This is a genomic window from Citrobacter sp. Cs237, from assembly GCF_030332325.1.
Classification (GTDB): Bacteria; Pseudomonadota; Gammaproteobacteria; order Enterobacterales; family Enterobacteriaceae; genus Citrobacter_A; species Citrobacter_A sedlakii.
Window position 1 is genome coordinate 222,983 of record NZ_JAOWIB010000109.1, and the last position, 14,821, is coordinate 237,803.

Annotated in this window: 11 protein-coding genes and 1 other RNA gene; 5 read left to right on the plus strand and 7 right to left on the minus strand. The window is 54.9% G+C overall.

Annotated features, from left to right (window positions below; genetic code table 11):
* Positions 1-236 precede the first annotated feature (236 nt).
* Positions 237-1,118, minus strand: coding sequence for a LysR family transcriptional regulator (locus OGY07_RS21185; protein WP_286602983.1), 882 nt, complete (start codon positions 1,116-1,118; stop codon positions 237-239).
* A gap of 122 nt (positions 1,119-1,240) precedes the next feature.
* Here OGY07_RS21185 and OGY07_RS21190 point away from each other — a divergent pair, with 122 nt between their 5' ends.
* Complete coding sequence (locus OGY07_RS21190; protein WP_286602985.1) at positions 1,241-2,089, plus strand: Vmh family MBL fold metallo-hydrolase; 849 nt, start codon at positions 1,241-1,243, stop codon at positions 2,087-2,089.
* Positions 2,090-2,161: 72 nt separating this feature from the next.
* On the opposite strand, the gene OGY07_RS21195 is transcribed toward OGY07_RS21190, so the two are convergent.
* The 3 genes from OGY07_RS21195 to ydiJ all read right to left on the minus strand — a co-directional run bounded on the left by OGY07_RS21195 (position 2,162) and on the right by ydiJ (position 5,913).
* Positions 2,162-2,350, minus strand: coding sequence for a YdiH family protein (locus OGY07_RS21195; protein WP_042282711.1), 189 nt, complete (start codon positions 2,348-2,350; stop codon positions 2,162-2,164).
* A 99-nt stretch (positions 2,351-2,449) separates the two neighbouring features.
* The gene (gene menI / locus OGY07_RS21200) at positions 2,450-2,860 is read right to left on the minus strand and encodes a 1,4-dihydroxy-2-naphthoyl-CoA hydrolase (RefSeq protein ID WP_060569676.1); all 411 of its coding nucleotides are present in this window, start codon (positions 2,858-2,860) and stop codon (positions 2,450-2,452) included.
* Positions 2,857-5,913, minus strand: a complete 3,057-nt coding sequence (gene ydiJ / locus OGY07_RS21205) for a D-2-hydroxyglutarate dehydrogenase YdiJ (protein WP_269535916.1) — start codon at positions 5,911-5,913, stop codon at positions 2,857-2,859. The genes menI and ydiJ overlap by 4 nt, the downstream gene beginning before the upstream one ends.
* Positions 5,914-6,126: 213 nt before the next feature.
* Here ydiJ and ydiK point away from each other — a divergent pair, with 213 nt between their 5' ends.
* Positions 6,127-7,239: an AI-2E family transporter YdiK gene (ydiK, locus tag OGY07_RS21210; protein ID WP_042282704.1), complete on the plus strand. Its 1,113-nt coding sequence runs from the start codon at positions 6,127-6,129 to the stop codon at positions 7,237-7,239.
* Positions 7,240-7,425: 186 nt separating this feature from the next.
* Positions 7,426-7,533, plus strand: an RNA gene (gene rprA / locus OGY07_RS21215) — antisense sRNA RprA.
* Here rprA and OGY07_RS21220 read toward each other — a convergent pair.
* Both OGY07_RS21220 and OGY07_RS21225 read right to left on the minus strand, forming a co-directional pair.
* A complete protein-coding gene (locus OGY07_RS21220) occupies positions 7,530-9,899 on the minus strand; it encodes a glycoside hydrolase family 3 N-terminal domain-containing protein (protein ID WP_286602991.1) in 2,370 nt (789 codons plus the stop codon). The genes rprA and OGY07_RS21220 overlap by 4 nt on opposite strands.
* Positions 9,900-9,905: 6 nt before the next feature.
* On the minus strand, positions 9,906-10,124 hold the full coding sequence (locus OGY07_RS21225; protein ID WP_060569673.1) for a hypothetical protein: 219 nt from the start codon (positions 10,122-10,124) through the stop codon (positions 9,906-9,908).
* A gap of 291 nt (positions 10,125-10,415) precedes the next feature.
* Between OGY07_RS21225 and aroD the strand changes: the two genes are divergently transcribed.
* Entirely contained in the window at positions 10,416-11,174 is a 759-nt protein-coding gene (aroD, locus tag OGY07_RS21230; protein ID WP_042287424.1) for a type I 3-dehydroquinate dehydratase, read from the plus strand.
* A 51-nt stretch (positions 11,175-11,225) separates the two neighbouring features.
* On the opposite strand, the gene ppsA is transcribed toward aroD, so the two are convergent.
* Positions 11,226-13,604 (minus strand): phosphoenolpyruvate synthase, encoded by a 2,379-nt coding sequence (gene ppsA, locus OGY07_RS21235; protein WP_042287426.1) that lies wholly within the window; start codon positions 13,602-13,604, stop codon positions 11,226-11,228.
* Positions 13,605-13,939: 335 nt separating this feature from the next.
* Here ppsA and ppsR point away from each other — a divergent pair, with 335 nt between their 5' ends.
* On the plus strand, positions 13,940-14,773 hold the full coding sequence (gene ppsR, locus OGY07_RS21240; RefSeq protein WP_060569670.1) for a posphoenolpyruvate synthetase regulatory kinase/phosphorylase PpsR: 834 nt from the start codon (positions 13,940-13,942) through the stop codon (positions 14,771-14,773).
* Positions 14,774-14,821 lie beyond the last annotated feature (48 nt).

The window sequence follows — 14,821 nt, forward strand, 5'->3', positions numbered from 1 at the left end:
AAGATGTATAGAAAATGTCTATTTCACGGATAGGCAGTGGCGCGTGATTGTCGCAAAGAAAAAAACCCTTAAGGCTGTTCATCACAGCCTTAAGGGTTCCCGCCCCATCCGGCGCTTATCTCCGGCACTCGCAATGGCTTAGCTCTTGAAGGGGCTTTAAGAATATTCTCATATCGTCAGCGATCAGTTTTAACACTAATTGCGATCCGCGCATTTTGTATGGCGGATCAATTTCTTCAGTTTACTGAGAATATGTCTTTCACCGCGTCCAGCAGCAGTCGTAGCCCCGCCGACTGGTGCGCGCGGGAAAGATACAAGCCGTACACCGGCAAAGGCCGGGGTTGATGCCCGGGCAGCAAAGGTACCAGCGCACCGCTTGTTAACCCTTCTCGCGCCTCTTTTTCCGGTATCAACGCCACGCCCATTCCTGCCAACGCCGCCTCGCCTAAAAGCGAGGAAATCCCGGCGCTGAGGTTACCTTTTATCGCGACAGAAACCGCCTCACCGCGGGCATCAAGAAAGCGCCAGGATTTCCCGGCAAACCCGCTGTAATAAAGGCAGTTATGACGGGTAAGGTCGTCCGGTGTTTGTGGCGTACCATGCTGTTTCAGATAAGCAGGCGATGCGCAAAGCACTGACTCACAGCTGCCAAGACGACGAGCGATAGTACCCGGCTCCGGCGCGTCGGTAATACGAATAGCGAGATCGATTCGTTCCCCAACCAGACTCACGGGCTGGTTATTAATCTCGACTTCAATCCGCAGATCCGGGTAGCGGGTTAAAAATGCTGGCAGTACCGGCGCAAGAATATGCATCGCCGTAAAATGGGCACAGGCGACACGCAAGGTTCCGGAAGGCATACCTCCCGCCGCAACCGCGCCAATGCCCTGAGAAAGCTGCGCCAACGTGCGGGTCTTTAGCAGGACCTCTTCGCCAGCAGGTGTGATGGTGAGCCTGCGTGAAGAACGGTGGATCAGTCGTGCGCCAGCCCATTTTTCCATTTCCTCAAGATAGCGGCTGACCATCGGTCTGGAAAGTCCGAGCGCTCGCGCCGCGGCGCTCATACTGCCTAAATCACAGATGTGATTAAATACCGTCGCCGCCATCACTCTGTCCACTTTACCTCCATCCGATCGTTTTATGAAACTCAGCATGTCCTGTTTAAGGAATTCTAACAGATCGGGATTGACTTAAAATGCGTAGCCTTAAGACAACACTTCATCTGCAAAAGGTTACTGTCATGAAAATAAAAACCCTGACGGCACTGACGCTGCTCGCTTCACCGGGCTTTGCCGCCCCACTGCATCTTGAGGTGTATAACCCTCAGGAGAACGCCATTTTCCCGGTCTCTTCCACCCTGGTATCCGGACCAACGGAAGCCATTTTGTTTGATGCGCAGTTCAGCACTAAAGATGGCGAAAAATTACTTAAGATGATTCAGGCCAGCGGTAAGTCACTGAAAGCCGTGGTCATTACCTCGGGCGATCCGGACTTTTACTTCGGTCTTGAGCCGATTGTGAAAGCCTATCCTCAGGTAAAAGTGCTGGCGACGCCTGAAGTGGTCAAACATATTCAGGAAACAAAAGACGCAAAGCTGCAATACTGGGGACCGCAGATGAAGGACGGCGTGCCGAAAACCATCACCGTACCGCAGGTCACTACCGCGACGCGTTTTCACATTGACGGAGAAACACTGGAACTTCGCCATCCTGGCAACTATGCGGCTTATGTCTGGATCCCGGCAAATCGGGCGATTCTGGGCGGTACCGGCGTCGCGTCCGGGATCCACGTCTGGACCGCTGACACTCAATCTGAAAAGCAACGTACGGCCTGGCGCGACGTGCTGAGCGAAATGCGCAGCCTGCAGCCGACTCAGGTGATCCCGGGTCATTACCTCGGCGCACGACCCGCCGGTGATACGGCGATCCGCTTTACCCAAAATTATCTGCAAACGTTTGAACACGCGCTGGAGGCGAAAAAAGGGTCAGCTTACGTTATCGCAACCGTAAAGGCCGCGTGGCCCGGACTGGCAGATGAAAGCTCGCTGGCATTGAGCGCAAAGGTGAACAGTGGTGAAATGACGTGGTAATGGCGTTTATTCGCCGACAAAAAATAACCCCGACCAGAGGCCGGGGCATTCGCTATGAGGTACATCGCTGAATCAATGAACGCCAAGGCGCCAGGCAAAATAGATCTCTTCCTTCAGTTCAGTCGAAGAAAGCGTCAGTAAATCGGCAAACTCCAGCTCAAGCTGTTTCAGTCTTTTAAGGTATTGGGCTGGTGAGAGCTCGGTTTTATCACGACGTAAAAATTCAATTGCCAGTTGGGCCGGGTCTAATTGGCTAGTCATATCATCCTCGCTTATGGTCAAAACATGCACATTGTATCACTTTCCGCTGCGCAAATAATGACCAAAAGCAATATAGATCACATTTTTTTGGTGACAACGTCACACAATAGCCGTCGTTAAGCGTGATGTGCAGCATAAACGCTGCTGCTCATCATAGATATCGATTTGCCAGACCTGATGGCGTGAACCGGTGTGTATCGCCCTACAGACCCCTTTCACGCGTCCTTCCCGGGCAGAACGAACATGGTTGGCGTTTATTTCCAGTCCGACCACTTTTTGTTCGCCCTCAGTGCAGAGATACCCGGCGACGGAGCCAATGCTTTCGGCCAGCACGACAGACGCGCCGCCGTGCAGCAGACCAAACGGCTGCTTTGTTCGGCCGTCAACAGGCATAGAGGCTTCAAGCGTATCCGCGCCGATCTTTTCAAAGCGAATGTCCAGTAACCCAACCATGTTGCCCTCGCCCATTGCGTTGAGCGCGTCGAGTGTGACGTCACGTTTCCAGATCATCCCATTATCTCCAGTAGTGCCTGTACAGGATGGCGTACGCCCGTGCCTTCCACCCGCTTCACCTGGCTGCGGCAGGAATACCCCGTCGCCAGGCAGCGGTTACGGGGCAGTCGCTCCATCGCCTGATGCCAGGACAGTTCATAAATCCCCAGGGAACTGGCATGATTCTTTGCCTCATGCCCGTAAGTTCCGGCCATACCGCAGCAGCCGACGCTGACATTTTCCAGTTTCGCGCCAAAGCGAGCAAAAATTGACGCCCACTGCGCAGGCGCGCCGGGAAGCGCGGTGACCTCGGTACAGTGGCCAAAGAAGTACCACGGCTCGCCGCTGATTTCTCCCATAGCCTTCGGAGCCAGCGCTGTCGCCAGCCACTCGTTGGCCAGCTGTACGTGAAAATCACCGCGCTGCTCGCCGAGCGCGAGCCTATATTCATCGCGGTAGCAAAGCACCAGCGCCGGATCGACCCCCACCATCGGCATCCCCAGTTGCGCCACACGATTTAAAAACTCAGAGGTCTTTTTAGCCGTTTTCGCAAAACGGGTCAGGAAGCCTTTAATATGTTGTGCCTTACCGTTTGGCGAAAACGGCAGCAGTACCGGCTGGAAACCTAACTTTTCGATCAGGCGTACAAAATCCGCCACAACCCGAGCGTCGTAGTAACTGGTGAACGGATCCTGCACCACCAGCACTGTATTCGCTTTTTGCGTATCGCTAAGCGCCTCAAGCTGCTCAAGCGTCATGTTGGCCGAACGGTGTCCTACCATTTGCTGCTGCAACGACGGCGTCGACAGTAGCGGCAGATCCACCATGCCGATGTGTTTTGCCGACAGCTTGCGCACCAGCGGCTGGTTAATAAAGAAGTTGAAGGTCTTTGGCGCGCGCGCCATCAGCGGCGCATAGGTTTCGACTGTCGCCACCAGATGATCGCGCAGCGGACGTAAGTAGCGCGTATGGTAAAGCTGCAGGAAACGCGAACGGAATTCCGGTACGTCAATTTTGATCGGACACTGGGTCGAACAGGCTTTACAGGCCAGGCAGCCGGACATCGCCTCTTTGACTTCATGCGAGAAATCATATTCGCCCTTACCCGCGTGCCAGGTATTACGGGTCCGGGCGATCAGCGAGCGTAAGCTGGGACGTTTATTCGCCAGCGCAGTTTCGAGGCGCACCGGATCAACACCGCGATCCGCCAGCAAACGCAGCCACTCACGCACCAGGGTCGCTCGCCCTTTCGGTGAATGGATACGGTTGAGACTGATTTTCATCGACGGACACATCGGGCTTTTCGCATCGAAGTTAAAGCACAGTCCGTTTCCGTTGCACTCCATCGCCCCGCGCCAGGTTTGACGCACCGCCAGCGGGATCTGCCGGTCATACGTGCCGCGCTTGACGGCGTCCACTTTCATCATCGGCGCGTCCACGCCTTCCGGCGGACAGATTTTCCCCGGATTCAGGCGGTTCTGCGGATCAAATACCGCCTTCACTTTACGCAGTTCCGCATACAGCGCGTCGCCAAAAAACGCCGGGCTGTACTCGGCGCGAAACCCTTTGCCGTGCTCACCCCAGAGCAGGCCGCCATACTTCGCCGTCAGCGCCACCACTTCATCGGAGATTTGCTTCATCAGCACTTCCTGCTGCGGATCGCACATGTCCAGCGCCGGACGCACATGCAGAACGCCCGCGTCTACGTGGCCAAACATGCCGTAGCTCAGACCATGACCGTCGAGCAAGGCGCGAAACTCTGCAATGTAATCGGCAAGATGCTCCGGCGGTACGCAGGTATCTTCGGCAAATGGGATGGGTTTCGCCGCCCCTTTCGCGTTGCCCAGCAGACCCACCGCTTTTTTGCGCATCGCATAAATACGCTCTACGCCCGCCAGATCGGCGCAAAGCTGCCAGCCAATCACCCCGGCCTCTCCATGAGCGATTAATCCGTCCAGCCGCTCACACAGTGCCGCCACCTGGCCGTCAATTAGCGCTTCGTCGTCACCGGCGAATTCAACGATGTTCAGGCCAAGCATCTCTTTGTCCGGCACATCGGTGATTAATTCGCTTACCGAATGCCAGACGATATCTTCCCGTGCCAGGTTCAGCACTTTCGAGTCGACGGTTTCGACGGAAAGCGCTCTTGCCTCTACCATAAACGGCGCATTGCGCAGCGCGGAGTCAAAAGAGTCGTATTTGACGTTCACCAGTCGACGAACCTTCGGCAACGGCGTAATGTCCAACCGGGCTTCGGTAATAAAGGCCAGCGTCCCTTCCGAACCGGTGAGAATTCGGGTCAGATCGAACTCGGTCATGTCGTCGTTAAAAACATGCCGTAAGTCGTAGCCGGTAAGAAAGCGGTTCAGTTTGGGGAAGTTATCCATGATAAGCTGGCGATTGTCGCGGCAGCGTTCAAGGACCGTGCGATAGATACGTCCAATGGTGGTATGACTTTCCCCCAACGTTTCCGCCAGCGCTACCGGCAGCGGCTGCGTGTCGAGAATATCGCCGCCCAGCAGCACAGCGCGTACGCCCAGAACGTGATCGGAGGTTTTTCCGTAGACCAGCGATCCTTGTCCGGAGGCATCGGTATTGATCATCCCGCCAAGGGTGGCCCGGTTGCTGGTTGAAAGCTCCGGAGCAAAGAAATAGCCGTACGGCTTGAGGACCTGGTTCAGTTGGTCTTTAATCACCCCCGCTTCGACCCGCACCCAACCTTCTTCCGGATTGATTTCAATGATCCGGCTCATGTAGCGGGACATGTCCACGATAATGCCCTGGTTCAACGCCTGCCCGTTGGTTCCGGTACCGCCGCCGCGAGGGGTAAACACCAGCGAGGTGAAACGCGGTTCGGCGGCCACTCGGGCTATCAGCGCCACATCCGCCGTTGAACGCGGGAAAACGACGGCATCGGGAAGAAGTTGATAAATACTGTTATCTGTCGACATCGTCAGACGATCGGCGTAGCTCGTTGCCGTATCGCCAGTAAACCCTTGTTGCTCCAGCTCTTGCAAAAAATTGAGCACCAGTTGAACGACGCCAGGTGCCTGAGAAATTTGTGGAATCATTATTCTGACCCTTTCCTGCGGTCTGTGTTGTGAGGTTATCGTTTGCCTTGGTTGATTCATTTGTTGTATCACATTTTTTTCTTATACGCTCAACAGAAATACTGGCAGAATCCGCCTGTTAAAACGCGCTTAAACTGCGCATGATTATGTGATGCGTTTCGCGTGTTCACGTCGCGTCAACGTTCTGACGCACTACAAAGGTGAAAAGAGTTTATGGTCAATGTTCGTCAGCCCAGGGATATCGCGCAGGTGCTGCTGTCGGTGCTGTTCCTTGCCATCATGATTGTGGCGTGTCTCTGGATTGTTCAACCTTTTATTCTGGGCTTTGCCTGGGCCGGTACGATAGTTATCGCCACCTGGCCGGTTTTACTACGCTTGCAAAAATTACTCTGGGGCCGCCGTTCTCTGGCGGTGCTGGTCATGACGCTTTTACTGGTGTTGTTATTCGTCATTCCTGTCGCACTTCTGGTGAACAGTATCGTCGACGGTAGCGGCCCGCTGATCCACGCCATAACCGGTGGCGACATGACGTTGCCGGATCTTGCCTGGTTGAACAGCATTCCGCTGGTTGGCGCAAAATTGTATGCCGGGTGGCATAACCTGCTGGAGATGGGCGGCGCGGCGATCATGGCGAAGGTTCGTCCTTATATTGGCGCAACGACCACCTGGTTTGTCGGACAAGCGGCGCACATCGGCCGTTTTATGATGCATTGCGGACTGATGCTGTTGTTCAGCGCCCTGCTGTACTGGCGGGGTGAACAGGTGGCGTTGGGTATTCGTCATTTCGCCTGCCGTCTGGCAGCCAAACGCGGCGACGCGGCCGTGCTGCTCGCCGCACAAGCGATCCGCGCGGTGGCGCTGGGCGTGGTGGTTACCGCTCTGGTTCAGGCGGTGCTGGGCGGGATTGGCCTAGCGATTTCCGGCGTACCGTATGCGACGTTGCTGACGGTGGTGATGATCCTCTCCTGCCTCGTCCAGCTTGGCCCGCTTCCGGTATTGATTCCGGCCATTATCTGGCTTTACTGGAGCGGCGACACCACCTGGGGAACCGTACTGTTAGTATGGAGCTGCGTGGTAGGTACGCTTGATAACGTCATCCGCCCTGTGCTGATTCGTATGGGCGCGGATTTACCGCTTATTCTGATCCTTTCTGGCGTAATTGGCGGCCTGATCGCCTTCGGCATGATTGGCCTGTTTATCGGCCCGGTTCTGCTGGCGGTTACCTGGCGACTGTTCTCCGCGTGGGTACATGAAGCGCCACCGCCAACGGATGAGCCAGAAGAAATCCTCGAAGAACTGGCGGAAATCAACGATCTCAACAAGTAACTCTCTTTCGGGCGACAGATGTCGCCCGAATGTTTAGTATTGCTTATTAATAGGCTGCTGAATTTTTCACATCACCCCTATTACGGCTTCCACTCTCCGGGTTTCTGTCGCAAATTCTTTACAGTTTTTAAACTATTGAGACGAATCTGATCGACGCTAAAACGTCGCATGCCCTACTATTAGCTCACGGTTATAGATCAACACATTGATTTATAAGCATGGAAATCCCCTGAGTGAAACAACGAATTGCTGTGTGTAGTCTTTGCCCATCTCCCACGATGGGCTTTTTTTTAACCATGATTCACTTCACACCGGCTCAGCATCCGCCAGTTCTCTGGCATGACTCGCGTTTCGCCCGAGACGTTCACCGTCGCGCTTTCCCAGATCCTGGCGGAGGAATTGCCGATCATCAGCTCAAACTCGCCTGGCTCGACCACACGTTTGCCGTCCCTGCGGGTAAAATTGAGCATATCGACAGGCACATAAAAGGTTAACGTCGCCCGTGCGCCAGCATCCAGCTCTACGCGCTGAAAGGCTTTCAGTTCTTTTATCGGCCTGACCATGGAAGCCACTTTGTCGCGAACGTAGAGTTGTACCACCTCGCTTCCCCTGTGTATCCCATCGTTGCTTACAGTGACCGCAATCGCGATTTCGCCATCCATCCCCACCGCCGGGGTCAACAGAGTGACGGCTTCACTGGAAAACTCGCTCCAGCCCTTACCATAGCCAAAGGGATAGCGGGAACCAAAATGAAAGGCAAACGGTGTTCCGCCACTTTTCAACTTGTGATTGTAATAATATGGCATAGCGCCCGCGCTTTTCGGCACGCTCACCACCAGTCTTCCCTGTGGTTCAGCGCGTCCGGTCAACACGTCGGCGATGGCCCATCCCCCTTCCTGACCCGGCGCCCAGGCCATTAGCAATGCAGCGATCTTATCCTCCAGCCCCTGCAGGTTGTAGGGTCTGCCACCGGTCATCACGACCACCACGGGTTTTCCGGTCGCCACCAGCGCCTCGAGCAACTGCTGCTGAACACCGGGCAGAGTAAGACTATCAGTATCGGACCCTTCACCTACCGTGCCGCTCTGAAACAGGCCAGCCAGATCGCCAACGCAGGCAATCACCACTTCACTCCGTTGTGCCGCGCTCACTGCGTCTGGAATAAGGGACGTGTCGAACGAAACGGGCGAGGCCTGCATTGGCTTACCGCTGCTGTCGCCCGGAAATACGGGAGCGCCTGCCAGCCGTTTTTCAATAATATGACACCCTTTGGCATACAGCACAGCGTCTTCACCGTAATAGCAACGCAGCGCGGCAAGGGGTGTGGTCACCTGCGCAGTCTTATCCATCTCATCGCTAATGATCAGATGCACCGGGAAGCTGTAGCCGCTGAGCAACGCCAGCGGGTCGTCTGCCGTTGGGCCCACTACCGCAATTCGCGGCTGCCCCTGCAACGGCAGGATGCCGTTATTTTCCAGCAGGGTCAGCGAACGGGTTGCCACTTCCCGGGCAATCTGGCGCGTCCCCGCGGACTGTAACGCAAGCGCCGTTTCATCAGCATAAGGCTGTTCAAACAGGCCCAGGCGGAATTTTTCCGTCAGAATGCGCGAAACGATTTCATCAATTTTCGCCATACCGATCAGTCCCCGTTCAACCGCCTCCGCCAGATGGCGGGCGCAGTCGTCTTTTGGCAGCTCCACATCCAGTCCGGCATTAAAGGCCAGCGCCGCCGATTCCGCCGCATCGTGAGAAACGCCATGATGCTGATGCAATAAACTTACGCCGCCATAATCCGCCACGATAATGCCGTCAAATCCCCATTGCTCACGTAGCAGCGTGGTAAGCAAAAAAGCGTCGCTGTGACCGGGTTGATTATCAATGTCATGGTAGGCGGGCATCACAGAGCCTGCATTGGTCAGCTTCACGGCCATTTCGAAGGGAAGCAGGAACGTATCGTTCAGTTCACAGAAGCCCAAATGTACCGGCGCATGGTTACGGGCCCCTTCGCTGAAGGAGTGACCGACATAATGCTTCAGGGTGGCTAACAGATCGCGCTTTTCGCCCTGTAACCCTGCGACATACGCGCAGCCCATAACGCCAACCAGCCAGGGATCTTCGCCAAAAGTCTCTTCGGTTCTTCCCCACCGCACATCGCGTGAAACATCCAGAACCGGAGCCAGCCCTTGCCGGCAGCCGGTCGCGCGCGCTTCAAGGCCGATCTGCCGGGCCGCTCGCCTCACCAGTTCGGGATCCCACGTCGATCCGTAATTGAGCGATGAAGGAAACAGTGTGGCGCCCTTACACAGCAATCCAACCAGACACTCTTCATGAAACAACGCCGGAATACCCAGCCGCGTTTCTTCTACAAGCATTTTCTGTAAGCGGTTTGCGGCGCGTACCCCCGTTTTCGCGTCAACAATATGCGTACCCAGTGGACGCGTTATCTGCCCGACGCCGATCTTCAGTCGCTCATTCAACGCCGCCTGTTTACTCACGCCGGCAAACTCATCGCTCATATCGCTACGCTCCTGATGATGGCCCTCCTCCGACAGCACCAGCCAGTAAGCGTGCAGCTGGGCAAATTTTTCTTCCGGCGTCATACGTCCCAGCAGGTCGGCGACACGCGCCTGTACCGGGCGATTTGCATCCTTATAGATCATCCTGGTTTACTCCTGTATCGCGTTATTCAGAGCGGGAGAGGACAGACTCTCCCCTGCGTTGTTGAGGTCGCGCTTCCGCGCCAGTTCGCGCGCAATGCGATCGGCGGTTTGGCTGTTGAGTTTGTAAAATATCAGTAACAGCGCCATCCCCAGGAGCGCACTGGCCATATCGCCAAGACCGTAACCGATTTTATCGCGGGCAGAGAGAACAGAGGTTATTGTCATTGTTGTGCCTTAATGTCAGAAAATACCCCATTAACCAGGAATATCATTAACACTGCCGAACACGTTGCAGAATTCAGTATTGGAGGGAGAAGAAAAGGTCACAATTGCGGAAATAAACAGCGTTATTACGTTATTTGATTAATGTGAGCTGCCGCACTACAGCGCCGAAAGCGCGACGCTTTCTTCCTTTTTCCTTCGCGATAGCGAATAATCATTAGCGCCTTTATCGCACGACGGGCGAAGGGGCTGTGGCCTGGCGGATCGGGTTCCGTAATTGATAAAAGGTATTTAATGAAAACCGTAACCGTAAAAAACCTTGTGATTGGCGAAGGAATGCCAAAAATTATCGTGTCGCTGATGGGCAAAGATATCGACAGCGTGCGTTCCGAGGCGCAGGCCTATCGCGACGCGCAGTTTGATATCCTCGAGTGGCGCGCCGACCATTTTACTGCCATCACCGAAAAAAACGCGGTTCTTGACGCGCTCAGCGCTATCCGTGACGCGCTTCCGGACACGCCGCTGCTGTGTACCTTCCGCAGCGCGCAAGAAGGCGGTGAGCAGGCGATCTCTACCGAAGCGTATGTCGCACTGAACCAGACTTTCATAGACAGTGGGCGCGTGGATATGATTGACGTGGAACTGTTCACTGGCGATGCCCAGGTACAACGCCTGGTCACCCATGCCCATGCGCGAGATATACGGGTGGTGATGTCTAATCATGATTTTAATAAGACGCCCGCCGCTGAAGAGATTATCCAGCGTTTACGCAAAATGCAGGCGCTGGACGCCGACATTGCCAAAATCGCCGTGATGCCGCAAAGCACGCGGGATGTGTTGACACTGCTCAGTGCGACGCTGGAGATGCACGAACGCTATGCAGATCGGCCTTTGATTACGATGTCGATGGCAAAAGACGGTGTGATTTCACGTCTGGCGGGAGAAACGTTTGGATCCGCCGCGACGTTTGGCGCGGTGAAAAAAGCCTCGGCGCCGGGGCAGATTTCGGTGCAAGACCTGCGCACCGCGTTAACCATTTTGCACAATGCCTGAGCAGGCATTGTGCCTGTTACGGATGGCGGCGAACCGCCATCCGACTTCCGTTTACTTCTTCAGTTCGGCCAGACTCAGCCAGGTCTGAACGACGGTGTCCGGGTTCAGCGACAGGCTGTCGATCCCTTCTTCCATCAGCCAGGCGGCAAAGTCTTCATGGTCGGACGGTCCCTGACCGCAAATGCCGACGTATTTACCCTGCTTCTTCGCTGCGCGAATCGCCATCGACAGCAGTGCTTTCACCGCATCGTTACGCTCATCAAACAGCTCAGACACCACCCCGGAGTCACGATCCAGACCCAGCGCCAGCTGCGTCATGTCGTTTGAACCGATGGAGAAGCCGTCAAAGTATTGCAGGAACTGCTCTGCCAACAGGGCGTTGGAAGGGATCTCGCACATCATGATGATCTTAAGCCCGTTCTCGCCGCGCTTCAGTCCCTGACGTTCCAGCTCCTCCACTACCGCTTTCGCCTGTTCAACGGTCCGGACGAACGGAATCATGATCTCAACGTTGGTCAATCCCATGTCGTTACGTACGCGTTTCACCGCTTCACATTCCAGCGCGAAGCAGTCACGGAAACTATCCGACACGTAACGGCCTGCGCCGCGGAAGCCCAGCATCGGGTTCTCTTCATCCGGCTCATAGCGCTCGCCGCCGACCAGGTTCGCGTATTCGTTAGACTTAAAGTCCGACAGGCGCACGATGACGCGCTTCGGATAAAACGCCGCCCCCAGCGTGGCGATGCCTTCCGTCAGGCGGCCCACGTAGAATTCACGCGGGGAATCGAAGCCCTTCATCATCCCGCGGATTTCGTTCTGAAGCGCGGCGTCCTGATCGTCAAACTCCAGCAACGCGCGGGGATGCACGCCAATCATGCGGTTAATGATAAATTCCAGACGCGCAAGGCCAACGCCTTCGTTGGGCAGGCAGGCGAAGTCAAAAGCGCGATCCGGGTTACCCACGTTCATCATCACCTTCAGCGGCAGATCCGGCATCGTATCGACGCTGGAACTTTTCACGCTGAAGTCGAGCAAATCAGCATACACATAGCCGGTGTCGCCTTCAGCGCAGGAAACAGTCACCTTTTCGTCATCCTTCATGCGCTCGGTAGCATCACCGCAGCCAACGACCGCCGGGATCCCCAGTTCGCGGGCAATGATCGCCGCGTGACAGGTTCGACCGCCGCGGTTGGTAACAATAGCCGCGGCTTTTTTCATGATCGGTTCCCAGTCCGGGTCGGTCATGTCGGTGACCAGCACGTCGCCGGGCTGGATGCGGTTCATCTCACTGATGTCATGGATGACTTTCACTGTACCCGCACCGATGCGGTGACCAATGGCGCGGCCTTCGGCGATGATTTTGCCCTGCGCGTGAAGCGTGTAGCGCTCCATCACCTGACCGCGGGAGCGTACAGTTTCCGGGCGCGCCTGTACGATAAACAGCTTGCCGGTGTGACCGTCTTTCGCCCACTCGATGTCCATCGGACGACCATAGTGCTTCTCGATCTGCACCGCCTGCTTCGCCAGTTCCTGTACTTCCTCATTCGTCAGAGAGAAAACGTCACGCTGTTCCTGCGGCACATCCTCGATAGTGACCTGCTTGCCATGCTCCTGAGTCGGCGCATAGATCATGCGAATTTTTTTCGAGCCCATGGTACGGCGCACAATCGCCGGGCGGTTTGCCGCCAGCGTCGGTTTATGCACGTAGAATTCATCCGGGTTCACCGCGCCCTGCACCACCATCTCGCCAAGGCCCCAGGCGGAAGTGATGAACACCACCTGATCGAATCCGGATTCAGTATCAATGGAGAACATTACCCCGGACGAAGCGAGATCGGAACGCACCATGCGCTGAACGCCCGCAGAGAGCGCCACGCCACGGTGGTCATACCCCTGATGGACGCGATATGAAATTGCGCGATCGTTAAACAGCGAAGCAAAGACGTGCTTCACCGCCACCAGTACTGCATCAAAGCCCTGGACGTTGAGGAAGGTTTCCTGCTGGCCGGCAAACGAGGCGTCCGGCATATCTTCCGCCGTCGCCGAGGAGCGCACGGCAAAAGAAGCCTGGTCGTCATCCGCAGAAAGCTGTGCGTAAGCATCGCGGATGGCGTTTTCCAGCTCTGGCTGGAAAGGAGTGTCGATAATCCACTGGCGGATCTGCGTACCTGCCTTCGCCAGCGCGGAGACATCATCAATATCCGTTTTATCCAGCAGTTCATAAATGCGCTGGTTTACACCGCTTTGGTCGAGAAACTGATTAAACGCATCGGCGGTTGTGGCAAAACCATTCGGCACGGAAACACCCATACCGGAAAGGTTAGTAATCATTTCACCCAGGGAGGCATTTTTGCCCCCAACTCTGTCTACATCATTCATGCCGAGTTGGTTATACCAAAGCACCAGCGGTGACGAGCCATTGTTGGACATCGAACAATCCTTTTGTGATAAATGAACGAGTATAGGAAACGCTTAACTACATATTTATCTTTGCATACTTAACCGGATGAAAAAAACGGTGAATCGTTCAAGCAAATATATTTTTTATTTTTTCGGACAGTTTACCCGTTTGCGCAAACCCGCGTACGACACGGGATCTCCACAGAAATTGTCGGTATAAACATCCGTTCCATAAAATGAAATGCGCTTTTCATAAAATATAAAAATAGCATTTCATTTTATAATTCGGGCGCAATTTCCTACGCTTTAGGATAATTTTAATTTATGCTTTCAGAGAATTATCGCTGCTATTCAGGAAGGACAAAATGGATAATGCTGTAGATCGTCATGTCTTTTATATATCCGATGGAACGGCGATCACCGCCGAAGTGTTAGGCCATGCGGTGATGTCACAATTCCCGGTCACGATTAGCAGCATTACGCTGCCGTTTGTTGAAAATGAAAGCCGCGCTCGCGCGGTGAAAGATCAAATCGACGCGATTTTCCAGCAAACGGGCGTGCGGCCACTGGTGTTTTATTCCATCGTCTTACCCGAAATTCGCGCCATCATTCTGCAAAGTGAAGGCTTTTGCCAGGACATTGTGCAGGCGCTGGTTGCGCCGCTACAGCAGGAGATGAAGCTCGATCCCACGCCGATTGCCCATCGTACTCATGGGCTGAATCCTGGCAACCTGAACAAGTACGACGCGCGCATCGCAGCGATTGATTACACCCTCGCCCACGATGACGGTATTTCGTTGCGCAACCTCGATCAGGCACAGGTGATTCTGCTCGGCGTCTCCCGCTGCGGTAAAACGCCGACGAGTCTTTATCTGGCGATGCAGTTTGGTATCCGCGCGGCAAACTACCCCTTTATTGCTGACGATATGGATAATCTGGTACTGCCCGCATCGCTGAAACCCCTTCAGCATAAGCTGTTCGGCCTGACGATTGAGCCTGAGCGTCTGGCGGCGATTCGCGAAGAGCGCCGTGAGAACAGCCGCTATGCCTCACTGCGCCAGTGCCGCATGGAGGTTGCCGAAGTGGAAGCCCTTTACCGTAAGAACCACATCCCCTGCCTGAACAGTACCAACTACTCGGTAGAAGAAATTGCCACCAAGATCCTTGATATTATGGGGCTGAATCGCCGTATGTACTAATAAACTAGTTCACTGGTTTTGTTTTTTTGCTATGATGCCGTTCTGCTT

Excerpts from the sequence above, each read along its gene's own strand:
- OGY07_RS21190 (WP_286602985.1), top strand. The coding sequence starts at position 1,241 with ATGAAAATAAAAACCCTGACGGCACTGACGCTGCTCGCTTCACCGGGC.
- OGY07_RS21195 (WP_042282711.1), bottom strand. The coding sequence starts at position 2,350 with ATGACTAGCCAATTAGACCCGGCCCAACTGGCAATTGAATTTTTACGT.
- menI (WP_060569676.1), bottom strand. The coding sequence starts at position 2,860 with ATGATCTGGAAACGTGACGTCACACTCGACGCGCTCAACGCAATGGGC.
- ydiJ (WP_269535916.1), bottom strand. The coding sequence starts at position 5,913 with ATGATTCCACAAATTTCTCAGGCACCTGGCGTCGTTCAACTGGTGCTC.
- ydiK (WP_042282704.1), top strand. The coding sequence starts at position 6,127 with ATGGTCAATGTTCGTCAGCCCAGGGATATCGCGCAGGTGCTGCTGTCG.
- OGY07_RS21220 (WP_286602991.1), bottom strand. The coding sequence starts at position 9,899 with ATGATCTATAAGGATGCAAATCGCCCGGTACAGGCGCGTGTCGCCGAC.
- OGY07_RS21225 (WP_060569673.1), bottom strand. The coding sequence starts at position 10,124 with ATGACAATAACCTCTGTTCTCTCTGCCCGCGATAAAATCGGTTACGGT.
- aroD (WP_042287424.1), top strand. The coding sequence starts at position 10,416 with ATGAAAACCGTAACCGTAAAAAACCTTGTGATTGGCGAAGGAATGCCA.
- ppsA (WP_042287426.1), bottom strand. The coding sequence starts at position 13,604 with ATGTCCAACAATGGCTCGTCACCGCTGGTGCTTTGGTATAACCAACTC.
- ppsR (WP_060569670.1), top strand. The coding sequence starts at position 13,940 with ATGGATAATGCTGTAGATCGTCATGTCTTTTATATATCCGATGGAACG.